The organism is Vibrio sp. D401a, from assembly GCF_030248515.1.
GTDB lineage: Bacteria > Pseudomonadota > Gammaproteobacteria > Enterobacterales > Vibrionaceae > Vibrio > Vibrio rotiferianus.
Genome location: NZ_JAHGAI010000042.1, coordinates 57332 through 74036, shown reverse-complemented (window position 1 = coordinate 74036; position 16705 = coordinate 57332). Strand labels below are relative to the sequence as shown.

The following is a 16705-nucleotide window of genomic DNA, read 5'->3' as shown; positions in this document are numbered from 1 at the left end:
ATCGTGGAGCTGGGAAGCTAGTGCTCCCAACAAGGACTCCGAATACATTAGCGCAAACCAACTCCGTTATGACTTAATTGTAGTTGCAATAACGGGGCGGACCATACATTTTTGTATCTATCTTAAAGTCATAGATAAGACGGACTGGAGACGACAAAAATCATTTATCGAACTTCGTATTGACAGTTATCTGAGTTACCCTTAATATCCGCGCCCAGCAAACGGTTGCGAGGGCTTTCTCTCTTATTTGATTTGCTTGTCTGAATCTTCAAGTTCAGCTGATCTCGGTCAGTTGTCTTTCTTTTTTCTAATAATAGAAAGGCAACAATATTGAGATTTGGCATGACCACACAAACTACCATTCAATCTTCTATTCCGACCTCTATCCAATCCTCGGAAAATAGCTGGCAAAAGAAAGCAATTCTTAGCGTAGCGTTCCTAATGGCGACAACCTCTGTTGGTCCTGGCTTTTTAACTCAGACAGCGGTCTTCACCAACATCTACAAAATCGATATGGCATTCCCTGTATTTGCATCCATGTTTATCACGTTTGGTATCGTGATGAACTTGTGGCGCATCGTGGGTGTGTCTGGTATGCGCATTCAAGACATTGCCAACAAAGTCGCTCCGGGGATGGGCTATGTGGTGGGCATTCTGCTGGCACTTGGTGCGGTTGCATTTAACTTCGGTAACGTCAGTGGTTCTGCGCTCGGTATTAATGTGCTAACGGGTGTGGATACGACTTGGGGAGCTCTCTTCACAGGCGTGGTCGGTTGTTTGCTGTTTGTGGTGCACAATGCTTCTAAGCGAATGGACCAAATGGCACGCTACCTCGGCTTGTTTATGATCATCTTAATTGCGTATGTCGCGATGACCAGTTTACCGCCAATGGGGGAGACCTTGAGCGCAGCGGTGATGCCGACAGATATTGGTAGCTTACTGCTGCCAACGTTAACCATTGTGGGTGGCGCAGTTGGTGGCTACTACACGGGTGCACAACGCTTGGTTGATATCGGCTTGCAAGGTAAAGATAACGTACCCGCTATTAAAACAGCAGCATGGGCAGGTATTTCCATTGCCGTGGTGATTCGTATTCTGTTGTTTATGGCAGTGTTCGGTGTGATTGCAACAGGCGCCACCTTGGATTCTACAAACCCAGCCGCAGACGCGTTCCGTCAAGGAGCTGGTGAAGTAGGTTACTTTATCTTTGGTTTGGTATTGTTTGTTGCTTCGATTACCTCGGTTGTGGGTAACTCGTACATGGCGATTTCCCTTATCAAAACACTCTTCCCAATCGTGGCTCGCAACGAGAAAGCGTGGTGTGTTGGCTTCATTATCATCACGTCTCTTGGCACAGTGACCATGAACATGCCGATTCTACTGCTTATGCTGGCTGGCCTAGTTAACAGTATCATTCTGCCAATCGTTTTAGGTATGATGCTGGTGGCGACACGCAGAAAGGACATCGTTGGCGACTACAAACACCCGGCCTATCTAACGCTGACAGGGATTGCGATTGTGGTGGTAATGGCAGCGTCAAGCGTGACCAACATCAGCAACTTTATGGCAAAGTTCATCGGGTAACGTTGCTCGCTTAAGACAAAAGAAAACGACCTCGCAGTGAGGTCGTTTTTTTATGTTTGTTTTGAAGGCGTTCTTACCAGTTCTGGCCAGTACATTTTGACATAACCAGCAGACACCCAGACTACGAGCACAGTGGCAATGCTTAATTCAAGAAATCCAAAATCGTGCAACCAATGCCAATGGGGATGAGATTCGGCAAAAAAAGTGGTGAGACGATGCATAGCAATAGCACTAATTACGGAAGGGAAGGTCACGGCCGCAATAGACGGCTGGAACTTCAAACGCATTAACCGGAAGTAACACAGGTAAATCAGCAACGTCATGGTGATTGCGATGCCTGCCAATGCGCCTGTCAGAATCGGGTCGGGTTGAGCAAAGTTGACTAGGTAGGCTGCCAGAGAAAGGTTCACAGGAGCTGCCATGATCGCCAATGTTGGGCGAGCACGGCGCGGTAGGGAGCCAAAGAACACCAAGCGATATAACACCAATGGCAACATGAAGAAGTAAATACCGATACACATCATAGCCAAAGTTTCTGAAAACACATTGTGTCCAAATTGAGAGCCTGCAAGAGAAGAGCTGATCAAGCCTACTGGGTACAAAAACCAACTTGGCACGATGTTCGACATCTTGAAGTTCATGATCTGAAACCCAAAGAACAACACCATCATAGTGAAGTGCAGTAACACCGCGATAAACCACAACGGGTATGCGATGATTGGTGTAACTACTGCAAGATAGTCACACAGCATGAGTAAAGCCATACTCATTGGAGCCATTAAGCTACCGCTCAGTGGGTGTTTGATGTCCGCCATAAACAGGCGAGGGCTAGTGGCGTATTTGAGCAGAACCGGAGTAAGAAGCACTGCTCCGAGTGCAGCAAGGAATGGTCTTATTGGTTCTCCAATCTCTGGAATGTACAAAGCCCAAGCTTGTCCAAGCCCTATCATGCCAAGTGCCAAAGCCGCTTGTGATGGCGGAACACTATAAAACTGCACAAGTCTTTTCCAGTTCAAAATGACTCCAGAAATGGGTTAACTACTCTAATTTGACGCGCGAATACTAACAAGTTTAACGTCTTCTTACCTTTAATTATGATAAGTAAAGTTCAGAGATTGGGAGTTTTGTGAGTTTTGTAGGGGATTTATGTAGAGAGTTGCAAAAAAGTAGAATTTCCGGCTCCAAACTTATCTTCGTGGTGAAAGATAAGTTGGAGCCGATGTTAACTTAAGCTTGGTTTTCAGGTAGGTCTTGTTGACGTAGTTTGTCATTTTTAAGCGTACGATGTAGCAGCTGGCTGTAAATCGGTTGCCCACCAAGTAACTGCGCCACAATTACCGCGCCTAAGCTGGTAATAATGAGTGGTAGGATCAAGTAGTAGTTATTGGTCATTTCGATAACTAGCAAGATACCCGTAATCGGTGCGCGTACCGTTGCCGCGAACAATGCCCCCATGCCTGCAATCGCGAAGACGCCAGGTTCGATGGTCAACGATGGTAGCAGCATGTCAGCACTGGCTCCGAATGCATAACCAAACAATGTGCCCAAAGCTAGCATTGGAGCGAAGATACCGCCTGGCGCACCAGAGCCGAAACAAAGCAGGGTGGTAATAACACGGCCAACAAACAGCATCACTAAAATTGATACAGAGTAATTGCCGTTAGTAATGTCCGGAATAAGACCGATGCCACCACCTGTTAGCTGAGGCACATACAGAAGAAGCAAACCAAACACGCCACCCAAAATCGTACCTGTGATTAAGTAACGTTTACGGTCGTTCTTGTGCAAAGCGACAAAGCTGTCTTGGGCGATAGTGATCAGTTTATTGAAGAGTACACCAAATACACCAAACAAAGAGCCCAACAGAAGAAACAACCACAGTGACTGCAATTCTGGAGACTGGTATTGCGGCATGGTGATAACGGCTTCTTGACCATTGATCGCGCGGAATACAATGTTTGCCATAATAGCCGAGATGATCACTGCACGGATTGAAATCAAAGAGTAGCGAAATTGGGGACGCATCTCCTCAACCACAAACATGATACCTGCTAACGGCGCATTAAATGCAGCGGCCAAGCCTCCGGCAGCACCAGATGCCAATAGAGAGTGTCGAGTATCATCGTCCTTAACGCGGAAAATGTCGGTAACCATTCGACCAACGGCACCGCCCATTTGTACTGTCGGCCCCTCACGACCTAAAACCATACCCGAGCCTAGTGCTCCCATACCGCCAAAAAACTTTACGGGTATTACTCGCCACCAGCGAACCGGACGAATATTGTCCATTGCCCCTTCGATTTCTGGAATGCCTGAACCTGATGCTTCTGGAGCGAAACGGTGTACAAGGTAGTAACCGATGAAAGCTAATGCGCCACTGATCAAGATTGCGGCTAACCAAAGTGGAAGAACACTACCGATTTCGCTTTTAAGCCACTCAGTACGAGTTTCAGATACAAAGTGAACAGCAATTTCAAAGTAAGTACCAACGAGACCAGCTAACGTACCAACGATGGCTGCCATGAAGAGAACGGAAAATGAAGTGGGTGTGGACCCTCGAGAGACAAACTGGTTAATCGCATCTTTCGGTACGTGCGCTAACACAGATTTCACAATTCTCTCGCGTTTGGTCATTAACAGATTCTCCTGATAGCATGATTTGGAAGGACGAAAGAAATTATACGCTCACGAGAGTCTAGACCTAATCAGTAAAGATGCAATTTAGCTTTCCACTATTGAGCAGTTCCAGTATCACCTATTCAAGTATTGGTAAATATTGTGCTATCGATCCCATATATTTCAATATTTATTTATTTGGAAACTTGTTTTCTGAGAAAAATGAACCATGCTTTAAGTGTAAAGCAACATGACTGCTTCAAAGGAGGGATGTGAGGTTTTACACACAATTTGGATGGATTCAAACCCTACAGAAATTCCTCGTATTTTGGTCGGGAAGCATCAGTAGACTTCCCAACTCGCATACTCACGATTGAGTCACGAGGCTGAGGCGCACGCACAAGTGCGCCTTTTTAATGTCCGCTCGCAATAGCCGAACCCTCCGGGCAGCGTTTGTTGGACATTTCTACTGCGTTATCGACTTCTCATGTAGGCTCGCTACACAGCAAAGTCTCTTCCTTGTATAAATACCCAACAATTCGCTGCAAAAGTCAGCTCGAAAGGTCAACAGACCCTAAAAGATTCGTGCGGACTAGATGGTCCGCTTTTTTTGTATTAATAACTCGACCTCTTTTCTTGCATCTTGAGCGATGCGCATTAACTATAGGGTTTTCAAGTTACCATCAAGGCCGTTAATGCCACGTATTCCTCTTTTTATACTTCTCTCTTTTGGCCTCTTCGCCAAGATCGTACATGGTCAAGATTTATGGTGGCAAACCATCCTATCTGATGCCCCAACTTCACAAGTTAAGCAAGTTATAGAGGATGGCGGTATTTGGTATGACTGTGAAGTGCATCAGCAAGGCGTGGTGTTCTGTTTGGATGATTTTCACTATTACCATCAAACTCTCTATGGTGAGGCGATTTTAACAGGAGAAGAAATTCGCTTTTCCTTTTTGACAGACTTTCAGGCACAGAATTTAAATGAATTGATTCTCAATTTGAGAAAAGATGGGCTGGTACTAACACGAGTTGAAATTCAAGGTGAGCGATATGATGTCAAAGAGCGTTTGAAGAACAATTTATCTCGTACGGTAGACAAAGAGCTTATTCTCTTTATCAACCGTTATTCGCAGAAAGCGCTACGCAGCATGAGTTGGGTTTTAGCTGACGAGTTTGATGCTCCAAAGCCAAGATTAGCAGTTACATTAAACAGCGATGGCGAGATGATTGAGCTAAAGGTTATTCGTTTCTAAACCGAAGAAACTGCAGTTTTGTTTTCGTGGTGTAGAGCGAGAAACGTTGCCATCGCAGATTCATCCAAAAAACCATCTGACTTTTTATGTGCGCGCAGATACTGATAACCCGCAACCAATTTGCGGTGTTGCGATTCTTCTGTCTCAGAAATCATTCCGTTCATCACATGTTGGTAGGCCAGTTTGTAAGCCTCCATATCTACGACTTCTGCTTGGCGGTATAAGTAGCCACAGCCAGTCGCTAGCCACTCTAGTGAACAGTTTGCGCGCATCGCGATTTGGTTAGCTTTGGTTAAACTTGGTTCGCTTCCTTTAAGGTATTTTCGGATTAAAGCTTCGGATACATCGACGCGTCGCGCGAAACCGCTGACACTTTCTTCACCAATCAGGGTGGCGAGTCGTTGGGCAAAAGACATATTTCGTACTCCAGTTCGAATTGCGAAAGTTTACCCGTTGAGTGAACGGTTAAACAAGTCTAGGATGAAATCAGATTAAGAAAAGGAGAGAAACCCATGGTTGCAAAAGTAGTGACTGCACCAAACGGTCCAGAGTTTTCTGAGCTGGTTCAAGGATATTGGCGTGCAGTAGATTGGGGTATGACGGCGCAAGAACGTTTGTCATTCCTAAAGCAACACATTGAGTTAGGTATTACGACTGTCGATCACGCTGACATCTACGGTAACTATGAATGTGAAGCGCTGTTTGGTGAAGCATTAGCACTGGACAAAAGCGTCCGTGAGCAAATTCAGATCGTGACCAAATGCGACATCAACTTGTGTGGCGATAAAACGCCAGAGCGTAAGATAAACCATTACGACACCAGTGCTGCGCATATCTATCAATCAGTAAATAACTCGCTTGAGCGTTTGAATGTTGATGAAATTGATGTGCTCTTGATTCACCGTCCTGACGTTCTGATGGATGCAGATGAAGTCGCAGAAGCATTTTCAGAGTTACATAAAGTCGGTAAGGTGAAACACTTTGGTGTATCTAACTTCACACCTCGTCAATTTGAACTTTTGCAATCGCGTTTGGGCAAGCCACTTGTTACTAATCAAGTGGAAATCAATCCTCTGAACTTCGAAGTTGCGCATGACGGTACACTAGACCAGATGCAAACTTTACGTGTGCGCCCTATGGCTTGGTCATGCTTAGGTGGCGGTTCAATTTTTACGGGGGACACAGAGCAAGCCGTTCGTGTTCGTAATGAGTTAGAAACCATTCGTGAAGAAGTCGGTGCGAATAGTATTGATGAAGTGATTTACGCGTGGGTACGCCAATTACCTTCGAAGCCTATGCCTATTATCGGTTCTGGTAAGATCGAACGAGTTCACTCGGCAGTCAATGCGCTCAATATCGAATTGACGCGTGAACAGTGGTACCGCGTTTGGGTCGCTTCAAAAGGACATGGTGTGCCATAGGCTTCCCACTATCAAAAAGCCAGCGTTACGCTGGCTTTTTGATATACACTTACTCATCCGGGCGGATAGAATATAAGTCGCTATTGTGCTTCCCGCAATCCAAATAGTATTCATGTGCAGCTTTTTTGTTGTCCGCTACCACTCTCATACTATGTATCTTTCCTTGTTCGAAGTAACGAATCTCATACTCAACACTGGTGTCCAGTTGCTCAGCAGCAGTCATGGTACTCCTCCATAAACTAACTTAATGTATTTTAAGCAATATATATGCCAAGTAAGTGCATCATTTCCTGAAGCATTTCGCTTAATTTTTGAATTTATATCTGATGATTATCGTACAATTGTGAACGAAACGTTAATTTTAAACTCTATACTTATATGCTGCGGCAAACGAACTTGCCACTTTGCCGATTAATTGCCACTTAATTGTCAGTATAGAAGCTAAATTCGGAAAGAGAGAACATGGATGGTTTACAAGTATGATTAGAACTAACAAAACATGGCTCAGGGTTATATTCGTTATTACTGTCTGCACCTTGTTATTTGGATGCGCAAAAACCTTGTTTTATAAAAATATTGATTGGTTCGTAATCGACTACATTGATGAATATGTATCGCTAGACAGAGAACAAGAGGCAATACTCGAGGATAGGATCAGCCGCTTGGCTGCGTGGCACAAAAGTGAAGAATTACCTCGGTATATAGCGCACCTCAAAGAGTTAGAGTCTTGGAATAAGGACACTCTGTCTATTGATAAGCTCAAAACTAATAGAGAAGCTTTGAAAGAACATTACTCAAGAGTCGTAAACAAAGCGGCCCCGGACTTGTTTTCCCTCAGCTTATTGCTGACAGAAGACCAGCAACAGGAGTTTCTTAAAAATGTTAAGAAAAAATACGATGAAAAAGACGAAAAATACGCAGATAAAACGGAACAAGAAATCCGGAATATAATTTATGAATCAGCACTGGATGCGCTAGAAAACTGGATTGGAACCACGACGAATAAACAGAAACAAATAGCGAAAGTATTAGCCCAAAATGTTGAGCTCAACACCACGGATTGGAGAACATACCGAGCATCAATTTATACTGAGTTAGAGCTATTATTTCAAAGCCAACAAGATAGTTCTACTTATCAAAGAATGTTCATGAATCTTTTGTTTCAGCCAGAGAGCTATTACGGCGTAGAGATGAACAAGAAAATTGAGCGAAACATAGACAAGACTGATGATTTTACTCTAGCGATCGCTCAATCTATGACAGGCAAGCAATGGAAGCATTTCCACAACGAAATCAGAGAGTGGAGGGAGCTAGCAGAAGAGTTAATGCAATAGCGGTCTAGGTTTACCTTAAGACGTTATTCAATGAAAAACTGATTCAAAGCAATTTCTTATTGTGGCAGGGGCGTAACATGGCTCATCTAACTATATTGGATAGAACTCTCGCACAACCTAATGTGTACAGTGCAGTGTTCTTTTCCTAAAACGATGAGAATAATTATGAAGCATTTAGTTGATAGATTTCTTCGCTACGTCACGTTTGATACTCAATCTAACCCCCATGAATCAGCTTGCCCAAGTAGCTGTGGGCAACTGGTGTTTGCGCAGCAACTTAAAAAAGAAATGATTGAGCTTGGCTTAAGCAATGTGACGCTCAGTGACAACGGTTACCTAATGGCAACGCTCCCTTCTAACGTCGATTACGAAGTGCCGGCTATCGGTTTTATTGCGCACATGGATACCGCTCCAGATGCTTCTGGTAAAAACGTGAACCCTCAATTTATCGAAGATTACCAAGGTGGTGATATCGCGCTTGGCTTGGGTGATGAAGTGCTTTCTCCAGTACAGTACCCAGATTTGCACGAGCTTCATGGTCACAACCTAATAACAACAGATGGCACAACACTGCTTGGCGCGGATAACAAAGCTGGCATTGCTGAGATCCTGTCTGCAGTTGCTGTGTTGATTGAGAACCCAGAAATTCCTCATGGTGATATCTGTATCGGCTTCACGCCTGACGAGGAAATCGGTCGTGGTGCAGACTTGTTTGATGTTGAGAAATTCGGTGCTAAATGGGCTTACACCATCGATGGTGGTCCTCAAGGTGAGTTAGAATACGAAAACTTCAATGCAACCAGTGCGGATGTTGTTTTTCATGGCGTAAGCGTGCACCCAGGCACTGCGAAAGGTAAATTGGTTAATGCAATGAACTTGGCGGCTAAATTCCAAGTGCAGATGCCAGAAGATCAAACGCCAGAAACGACAGAGGGCTATGAAGGCTTCTTCCACCTAAAATCTGGTGAACTTGGTGTCGCTCGCAGTGAGCTAGGTTACATCATCCGTGACTTCGACCGTGAAGGTCTGGAAAGCCGTAAAGCCTTTATGCAGAGGCTCGTTGATGACATGAACGCAGGCTTGAAACACGGTTCAGTTGAGTTGAAGTTAACTGACAGCTATTACAACATGCGTGAAATGGTTGAACCATATCCTCATATTATCGACTTAGCGAAGCAAGCGATGGAAGCGTGCGATGTTGAGCCTCTGATTAAGCCAATTCGCGGTGGTACAGACGGTGCACGTTTGTCGTTCATGGGCTTGCCTTGTCCAAACATCTTCACGGGGGGTTACAATTTCCACGGTATCCATGAATTTATTTCAGTGGAAATGATGGAGAAGTCGGTACAAGTGATCGTCAAGATTGCAGAACTAACGGCGAAGAAACACGGTTAATCTTACAACTAGTGAACCTCACCATTCAGATAAACAAAAGCCCAGACACCTGTCTGGGCTTTATCATTTGTTTTTTCGAGCTTTAGGGTTGCCGGAGTGTTCAAACAAAAGCTCAGTGACAACTTAGCGAACGCTTTTCTCTTCGATTTCGCTGATTGGTAGCCAGTTCACTTCCACACCTGCTTGGTCGAACATGTCTTGGCTCACTTGAATCTTGTCGCCCCAGCGAGATAAGAAATCTTCAGATTGTTCAGGACAGCTAACACGCGCAATACCTGTTTGAATGATTTTCGCAGCGCAGTTCGGGCAAGGGAAGTGGGTAACCCAAATATCACAACCGTCTAAATCGCGTTTAGAGAACAAAATCGCGTTCTCTTCCGCGTGCAACGTTTTTAGATACTTCAGTTCACGCTCATCTGTATCCACACTGTCGGAAACACCGTGTGGGTAGCCGTTAAAGCCAACAGAGACAATGCGGTTGTTTTTAGTGATTACCGCGCCAACTTGTGTTGATGGGTCTTTACTCCAAGACGCCACAAGCTCAGCCATTTGGTAAAAACGTTTCTCCCATTTAGAAATCATAGTAATCCTCTCGGTCGAAAGCTTTGAATTACTTGCATGATAACGCATTTTGTTTAAAAAAATAGTCAAATCATACGCTGCGCTGACGAAGTTTTCGTTTTACTAGGTTATCGGCCTATCATTGTGCAAATAATCTCCATTCTCCAACCCACAACATTTACACGACTTTCATTGTGATTCGAGCACAGGATCGCAACAAATATTGCTTGCTAATTACGATGTTTGCGAGTCGTTTCATTGGCTTACACTTTGATACACTTTCCTCGGTTTCCTTTAAAGTTTTCGGACAAAGCACCCTGTAAGGTTAGGGTATTGTCAAACGAATCCTGTTCTATAAAGACGGTATATACATGCAAAAGAAACCACTCGTCGCATTAATGGCGGCAACAGCTATCCTCGCAGGATGCGGAGAAGCAAACAATGCCCAGAAGGGGGGCCAAGCTCCTCTTGTTGTGACTCAAGATGTCACAATTATCGACTACCAGCCGAGCAAATCTTACATCGGTCGCATTGAAGCAGTAGAAGATACAAATATCACGGCACAAGTCTCTGGCTATCTTGAAGCTCGCCATTTTGATGAAGGTCAAATGGTCGAGAAAGGACAACTGCTTTACTCCATCGAGCCTTCTTCTTTTGAAGCGCAAGTGGCGAGTGCAAAAGCGGCCTTGGCTCAAGCTAAAGCTGCTTTGAAGAAAGCGGAACTTGACCACGAACGAGGTAAGAACTTGTTGCCACGCGGCAGTATTTCTCAATCTGAATTTGATGCGTTAACGGCCACTCTTCTTGGCGCGCGTGCCGAGTTGGAAGCAGCAAACGCTCAACTCAAGCTTGCGGAAGTAAACCTTTCTTACACGCAAATTCGTGCGCCATTTAGCGGCCGCATCAGCGACAGTAAAGTAAGTACGGGTGATCTGCTTTCTCCATCTTCTGGCATTCTGACAACGCTTGTTAGCCTAGACCCAGTGCATACCTCATTCAGCGTGAGTGAACGTGAACGTTTAAACCTTGGTATGGACGGTATTAAAGGCGACGGTAGTGCAGAGTCGAGTGGCGTTGAGGTTCAGCTTGAACTGGAAAACGGCGAGTACTTCGAACATCTAGGTCAATTGGACTTTTTAGGTAATCGGATTAATACGCAAACCGGTACGATCGCGATGCGCGCAGTGGTACCAAACCCGGAGCAAAAGCTACTTCCTGGTCAACACATCAAAGTGAACCTTCGCGATAAGAATGCAAAAGACGTCATTGTGATTCCTCGTCGTGCAGTGCAAACGGACCTAGAAGGTGACTTCGCCATGGTGATGGCTGAAGGCAATGTTGCGGAGCGCCGTAACGTTGAGCTTGGTGCGCAAGTAGAGCAGGGTATCATCATCAAAGAAGGTTTGGACAAGGACGACACTGTGATTACACAAGGTCTACAACGTGTACGCAACGGTGTAGAAGTGCGTATTCAATCACCTGCTGAACAGAAACAGTAGGAGGCGTCATGTTAAGTCGTTTCTTTATTCAAAGACCAAAATTCGCACTGGTTATTTCGATCATATTGACGTTGGCAGGTGCCATCTCTTTAGCGATCTTGCCAGTTGCTGAATATCCAAAAATCAGCCCGCCATCGGTGAGCGTGACCGCATTCTACACGGGAGCAAGTGCAGAGGTTGTGGAGCAGGCGATAGCCGACCCAATAGAAACCTCAGTGAACGGCGTTGAAAACATGATTTACATGTCTTCAAAGAGCGCGAATGATGGTTCTTACAGCCTAAACGTAACCTTCGATGTGGGTACTGACCCAGATATGGCGCAGGTTAACGTGCAAAACCGTGTATCACAGATTGAGTCTAAACTGCCTCAAGAAGTGCGCATGGTCGGTGTAACGGTGAAAAAGCGTTCTCCTGACTTGTTGATGGTTTTGAACTTCTACTCACCTGATGGTAAGTACGATGACAAGTTCCTTATCAACTACATCAACCTGAACGTAAAAGACCAGCTGGCGCGTGTTAAAGGTATCAGTGAAGTAAACGTAATCGGCGGTGGTGAATACGCAATGCGTGTTTGGTTAGATCCTGAAAAAATGGCTAACCTGAATCTCACAACAACCGATGTTTACGCGGCACTGGCTGAGCAGAACGTGCAGGTGGCAGCTGGTCGTATTGGTGCTGCGCCATACAATAACCCTCAAGAAGTTCAGTTTAACTTGGTGACCAAAGGTCGTCTTGAGAGCGTGAGCGAGTTTGAGGATGTGGTACTTCGTGCAAATCCAGATGGCTCTACGGTATACCTAAAAGACGTCGCTCGTGTTGAGCTTGGTAAGAAGTTCTACGATGGTAATGGTAAGTTCCGTGGTCAAGACGCGTCGATCGTTGCTCTGTCACTTCAATCGGATGCAAACGCATTGGAAAGTGGTCAAGCGGTTATGGACTTGCTGGAGCGTTTGAGCACTAACTTCCCTGAAGGCATGGCTTACGAGACCAGTTACGATACCACTGTGTTCGTTGCTGAGTCGATCAAGGGCGTAGTGAAGACGTTGATTGAAGCGATCTTGTTGGTAATTGCAGTTACTTACCTGTTCCTTGGTAGTGCGCGCGCAACCTTGATTCCGGTTGTTGCGATTCCTGTATCCCTTATCGGTACATTCGCCATCATGCAGGCAACAGGCTTTACTATAAACACGGTAACTCTGTTTGGTTTGATCCTTGCTATCGGTATCGTGGTAGATGACGCGATTCTGGTTATCGAAAACGTCGATACCACTATGGCGAAAGACCCAACCATTTCACCACGCAAAGCCACTTTGCTGGCGATGAAAGAAGTAACGGGTCCAATCATTACCTCGACCTTGGTTCTATTGGCGGTATTCCTACCAGTAGCTATGCTTCCGGGTATTACTGGCATCATGTACCGTCAGTTCGCATTGACGATCTGTATCTCGGTAGTTATCTCTTCTATTAACGCATTAACGCTGTCTCCAGCACTATGTTCGTTGGTACTGAAGCAGGGTGGCGGCAACACAGCAAACTGGTTCCAAGCGTTCAACCGTGGTCTAGAGCGTGTAACTGCTCGCTACGGTCAGATCGCTGGCTTCTTGGTTAAGAAGTCTATGTTGCTGATTGCCTTCTTCTTCGTCGCGGTTGCTGCAGTAACGTTCTTCGCGAAAACAACCTCAACGGCGTTTGTTCCGCAAGAGGATAAAGGCATCTTGTTGGTGAACGTACAGCTTCCGGATTCGGCGTCACTGTCTCGCACCGAGGAAGTGACTAATGAACTGATGAAGATGGTTGAGCAAGAGCCGGGTGTTGATGGCGTGACGGTTGCGAATGGTTACTCATTCATGACGGGTGCCGCAGCATCAAACGGTGCGTCTCTGTTCATTAAACTGCATGATTGGGACACGCGTAACTCGCTTGGCGGTGAACACGCTGCTAACGCGATTGCCAACCGCATCAACGGCCGTGCTGCGATGGAACTCCCTCAAGCGGTAGTATTCGCGATGGGGCCTCCGGCCGTTCCGGGCATGGGTGCAGCCTCAGGCTTTGAATTTGTACTGGAGGACACGCTAGGTCGTAGCCGTACTGATTTGTCGATGGTAATGGGGGAAATGATTCAGGCTGCTAACCAAGCGCCAGAAATTGCATACACCTTCAGTACCTTCCGTGCAAACGTGCCGCATTACTATGTCGATATTGACCGTGAGAAAGCGCAACAGTTAGGTATTCCACTGTCGTCTATTTTCCAAACATTACAAGGTAATCTTGGCTCACTGTACGTGAACGACTTCACCATGTTTGGTAAAAACTTCCGTGTAACCATGCAAGCGGATAGCCAACATCGCAGCAGCATGGAAGATCTAGAGCGTTTCCATGTTCGTTCTTCGAGCGGCGATATGGTGCCACTGAGTACGCTAGTGAGCTATGAGCAGGTGTTTGAACCAGATGTTGCATGGCGTTATAACATGTACCGCAGTGCCATCATTCAAGGTCAGCCTGCACCGGGTTATTCAAGTGGTGACGCGATTGCAGCAATGGAACGTGTCGCGGCTGAAGTTCTGCCACAAGGTTACACTTACGAGTGGACGGGTATGGCTTACCAAGAAGTATTGGCAGGTAACCAAGCGATTTACGCGTTCGCATTGGCATTGATCTTTATCTACTTGTTCATGGTGGCGCAGTATGAGAGTTGGAGTATTCCTTTGGCGATCATTCTGGTGGTGCCAGTGGCGACGTTAGGTTCCTTCCTCGCATTGAACTTAACCGGAACTCCGCTTAACTTGTACGCTCAGATCGGTCTCGTCCTGCTCATAGCGCTCGCGGCGAAGAACGCAATCCTAATTGTGGAATTCGCCAAGCAAGAGCGTGAAGAGAAAGATGTGGATATCGACAGCGCCGCGGTACAAGGTGGTAAGCTTCGTTTCCGTGCGGTGAACATGACATCATGGTCGTTCATCTTGGGTATCTTCCCATTGATTTTCGCGGCCGGTGCGGGTCATGTGAGTCAGAACTCGTTAGGTATTTCCCTAATTGGCGGTCTGTTGTGTGTGCTTCTGGCGGGTACTTTCCTGATCCCAGGCTTCTACGCACTGGTACAGAGAAAACGTGAGAAAATCCACGGCGGTAGCACCAAGCTTGTTCCTCTTGATGACGAATAAGCACTGAGTTTCCTCAGATAGAAAAAAGCCCGAAGCATTTGAGTGCTTCGGGCTTTTTGTTTTGCTTAAGATTATTTCAATATTGGAAAGGCTGAGTTAAGCATTGCGAGTTTTAAACTCAGCTACTGCGGCATCCATGTCATGGGCTTGTGCAGAGACACTATCTACTTCTTGCAAGCACTCTTGGGCTGAACGCATATTATTGTCAGAGATAACATTCAGTTCAGTGATTGACTCACTCACTTGGTTCATCACAATCCCTTGCTCTTCAATTGCCGAAGCGATTCGCTCTGAATTCGCTTGAATCGAATGCATATCGGTGATGATTTGTTGCAGGCTTGAGTCTAGTTTCTCTGATGCATGCAAAGTTTGTTGCCCTTGGTCATTACATTGATCTATGTCTGCAACCACTGTCGACATCTGAGACTGAATATCAGAAACCACTCTTGTGATTTCTTCAGTCGATTGGTGTGTACGGCTTGCAAGCGCACGCACTTCATCAGCTACGACAGCAAATCCTCGACCTTGTTCTCCAGCACGGGCAGCCTCGATAGCAGCGTTTAGAGCAAGTAGGTTAGTTTGTTCTGCAATTTCTTGAATGATATTTACGGCACCACCAATTTTATCAACATGACTGTTCAGAGATGCAATTGACTGCTGGCTGTTGGACAGAATTCCGGTTAGCTGACCAACATTTGTTACGGTTGACTCAACAACTTCGCGTCCACTTTCTGCATTGTTTGAAGCTTGGTGAACGCCTTCGACAGCAACGGATGTACTCTGAGAGATTTCACCGATCGTAGCGACCATTTGTTGTACAGCTGTAGCCATTGAAGACGTATGGTCAGCTTGATTGTGGAACTGTTCAATAACGCCTTCAAGCTCGCGATGCATGTTATCCGTGCTGGATGAAAGAACGCCCGATTTTTCTTGTGTTCCTTTAATCAAATCCTCTAACTTATCTAACAAGTCATTAAGGTGATGACTAATTGATACCAGCTCGTCCTTTCCTTCTAGCGTAGAACGAATCCCCATGTCGTTGGTTTCACTGATAGACTTGATGGTGGCAAGCAAGGTTGAAACACGAGAGTTAATGGAGCGAGAGATTTGAAGTATGATCAATGCAATCATCGCTAAGATAACAACGCTTGTTCCTTGCTTTATTAGCGTCATCTGAGCTTCACGGTCTGAATAAGCTTTTGTTAAAGCACTAGAGAAGTTCTTGAACTGCTCTTCAACTGCGTGAGAGGCTGAGCGAGTTTCACCGAGCAAGCCCTTGTTGTATGAAACCCCAATCAGTTGTCTTTGGCTAGCAACGGCTTGAGCGGCGCTAAGAAGCTCTGCGTTATCGATACCCGATACTAATGATGTATCGACTTCACCAGTTCGAACCAATTGGTCAAATTTAAGAAGAGATAAAAGTTGCTCATTGGTTGCGTATTTCTCTGCCTTTTCAAGGGCATGTGAATAGGAAGCCAATAAGCCTTGCTCGTTGTTTAGGCCAAGTTTCTTAAAAGCAGAGACTAAGATTTGAAAATCTTTCTGATAGGTAAGCAAGTCTTGTTTAAATTGTTGGCTAGAAGGGAGTTGATGAGATTGCAAAATATGAGCGAGTTCATTTTCCACAATGACAAACTGCTCAACGTTTTGGTCAAACTTGCCAAGATATTTGGCATTACTTCTTAATAGAAAGTCCTTTTCATTACGACGTAAGTTTAAGAGTCTGATTTCTAAGTCGCCCACTAGCTTAATGGCGTGGTTAAGTTCTTTGCTTTGTTCAGCAAAATGTGACGAGGTGCCTAAGAGGGTAATGATACCTAAAATAGCGATGATGCCTAATGAATAGAGCTTTTGCCTAATAGTCATAATGTTAATCCT

Annotated in this window: 13 protein-coding genes; 7 read left to right on the top strand and 6 right to left on the bottom strand. The window is 45.4% G+C overall.

Going from position 1 to position 16705, the window contains the following annotated elements; all coding sequences use genetic code 11:
- Positions 1-342: 342 nt before the first annotated feature.
- Positions 343-1584 carry an NRAMP family divalent metal transporter gene (locus tag KIV41_RS17370; protein WP_252042558.1) on the top strand — a complete coding sequence of 414 codons (1242 nt, stop codon included), beginning with the start codon at positions 343-345 and terminating at the stop codon, positions 1582-1584.
- A 50-nt stretch (positions 1585-1634) separates the two neighbouring features.
- Here KIV41_RS17370 and KIV41_RS17365 read toward each other — a convergent pair whose 3' ends face one another.
- Both KIV41_RS17365 and clcA read right to left on the bottom strand, forming a co-directional pair.
- Positions 1635-2582 (bottom strand): TDT family transporter, encoded by a 948-nt coding sequence (locus KIV41_RS17365; RefSeq protein ID WP_010452525.1) that lies wholly within the window; start codon positions 2580-2582, stop codon positions 1635-1637.
- Positions 2583-2811: 229 nt separating this feature from the next.
- Entirely contained in the window at positions 2812-4218 is a 1407-nt protein-coding gene (clcA, locus tag KIV41_RS17360) for a H(+)/Cl(-) exchange transporter ClcA (protein WP_010452523.1), read from the bottom strand.
- A gap of 632 nt (positions 4219-4850) precedes the next feature.
- On the opposite strand from clcA, the gene KIV41_RS17355 reads away from it, so the two are divergent.
- A complete protein-coding gene (locus tag KIV41_RS17355; RefSeq protein ID WP_285337114.1) occupies positions 4851-5456 on the top strand; it encodes a hypothetical protein in 606 nt (201 codons plus the stop codon).
- Here KIV41_RS17355 and KIV41_RS17350 read toward each other — a convergent pair.
- Positions 5453-5872, bottom strand: a complete 420-nt coding sequence (locus KIV41_RS17350; protein ID WP_285337112.1) for a helix-turn-helix transcriptional regulator — start codon at positions 5870-5872, stop codon at positions 5453-5455. The two genes, KIV41_RS17355 and KIV41_RS17350, sit on opposite strands and share 4 nt — an antisense overlap.
- A gap of 96 nt (positions 5873-5968) precedes the next feature.
- On the opposite strand from KIV41_RS17350, the gene KIV41_RS17345 reads away from it, so the two are divergent.
- The gene (locus KIV41_RS17345; protein WP_285337111.1) at positions 5969-6877 is read left to right on the top strand and encodes an aldo/keto reductase family oxidoreductase; all 909 of its coding nucleotides are present in this window, start codon (positions 5969-5971) and stop codon (positions 6875-6877) included.
- Between the two features lie 49 nt (positions 6878-6926).
- On the opposite strand, the gene KIV41_RS17340 is transcribed toward KIV41_RS17345, so the two are convergent.
- Positions 6927-7100 carry a hypothetical protein gene (locus KIV41_RS17340; RefSeq protein ID WP_045394476.1) on the bottom strand — a complete coding sequence of 58 codons (174 nt, stop codon included), beginning with the start codon at positions 7098-7100 and terminating at the stop codon, positions 6927-6929.
- A gap of 256 nt (positions 7101-7356) precedes the next feature.
- Between KIV41_RS17340 and KIV41_RS17335 the strand changes: the two genes are divergently transcribed.
- Positions 7357-8211, top strand: a complete 855-nt coding sequence (locus KIV41_RS17335) for a DUF6279 family lipoprotein (protein WP_182026801.1) — start codon at positions 7357-7359, stop codon at positions 8209-8211.
- A 165-nt stretch (positions 8212-8376) separates the two neighbouring features.
- Positions 8377-9606: a peptidase T gene (gene pepT / locus KIV41_RS17330; protein WP_252042563.1), complete on the top strand. Its 1230-nt coding sequence runs from the start codon at positions 8377-8379 to the stop codon at positions 9604-9606.
- A 123-nt stretch (positions 9607-9729) separates the two neighbouring features.
- Here pepT and KIV41_RS17325 read toward each other — a convergent pair whose 3' ends face one another.
- Positions 9730-10188, bottom strand: coding sequence for a dCMP deaminase family protein (locus KIV41_RS17325; protein ID WP_005435882.1), 459 nt, complete (start codon positions 10186-10188; stop codon positions 9730-9732).
- Between the two features lie 350 nt (positions 10189-10538).
- Here KIV41_RS17325 and vmeY point away from each other — a divergent pair, with 350 nt between their 5' ends.
- Positions 10539-11666 carry a multidrug efflux RND transporter periplasmic adaptor subunit VmeY gene (gene vmeY / locus KIV41_RS17320; RefSeq protein WP_252042564.1) on the top strand — a complete coding sequence of 376 codons (1128 nt, stop codon included), beginning with the start codon at positions 10539-10541 and terminating at the stop codon, positions 11664-11666.
- Positions 11667-11674: 8 nt separating this feature from the next.
- The gene (vmeZ, locus tag KIV41_RS17315; RefSeq protein WP_252042566.1) at positions 11675-14827 is read left to right on the top strand and encodes a multidrug efflux RND transporter permease subunit VmeZ; all 3153 of its coding nucleotides are present in this window, start codon (positions 11675-11677) and stop codon (positions 14825-14827) included.
- Positions 14828-14923: 96 nt separating this feature from the next.
- On the opposite strand, the gene KIV41_RS17310 is transcribed toward vmeZ, so the two are convergent.
- Positions 14924-16693, bottom strand: coding sequence for a methyl-accepting chemotaxis protein (locus KIV41_RS17310; RefSeq protein WP_285337109.1), 1770 nt, complete (start codon positions 16691-16693; stop codon positions 14924-14926).
- Positions 16694-16705 lie beyond the last annotated feature (12 nt).

Excerpts from the sequence above, each read along its gene's own strand:
- KIV41_RS17355 (WP_285337114.1), top strand. The coding sequence starts at position 4,851 with ATGCGCATTAACTATAGGGTTTTCAAGTTACCATCAAGGCCGTTAATG.
- KIV41_RS17370 (WP_252042558.1), top strand. The coding sequence starts at position 343 with ATGACCACACAAACTACCATTCAATCTTCTATTCCGACCTCTATCCAA.
- KIV41_RS17340 (WP_045394476.1), bottom strand. The coding sequence starts at position 7,100 with ATGACTGCTGCTGAGCAACTGGACACCAGTGTTGAGTATGAGATTCGT.
- KIV41_RS17310 (WP_285337109.1), bottom strand. The coding sequence starts at position 16,693 with ATGACTATTAGGCAAAAGCTCTATTCATTAGGCATCATCGCTATTTTA.
- vmeY (WP_252042564.1), top strand. The coding sequence starts at position 10,539 with ATGCAAAAGAAACCACTCGTCGCATTAATGGCGGCAACAGCTATCCTC.
- KIV41_RS17335 (WP_182026801.1), top strand. The coding sequence starts at position 7,357 with ATGATTAGAACTAACAAAACATGGCTCAGGGTTATATTCGTTATTACT.
- clcA (WP_010452523.1), bottom strand. The coding sequence starts at position 4,218 with ATGACCAAACGCGAGAGAATTGTGAAATCTGTGTTAGCGCACGTACCG.
- KIV41_RS17345 (WP_285337111.1), top strand. The coding sequence starts at position 5,969 with ATGGTTGCAAAAGTAGTGACTGCACCAAACGGTCCAGAGTTTTCTGAG.
- KIV41_RS17350 (WP_285337112.1), bottom strand. The coding sequence starts at position 5,872 with ATGTCTTTTGCCCAACGACTCGCCACCCTGATTGGTGAAGAAAGTGTC.
- pepT (WP_252042563.1), top strand. The coding sequence starts at position 8,377 with ATGAAGCATTTAGTTGATAGATTTCTTCGCTACGTCACGTTTGATACT.
- KIV41_RS17325 (WP_005435882.1), bottom strand. The coding sequence starts at position 10,188 with ATGATTTCTAAATGGGAGAAACGTTTTTACCAAATGGCTGAGCTTGTG.
- vmeZ (WP_252042566.1), top strand. The coding sequence starts at position 11,675 with ATGTTAAGTCGTTTCTTTATTCAAAGACCAAAATTCGCACTGGTTATT.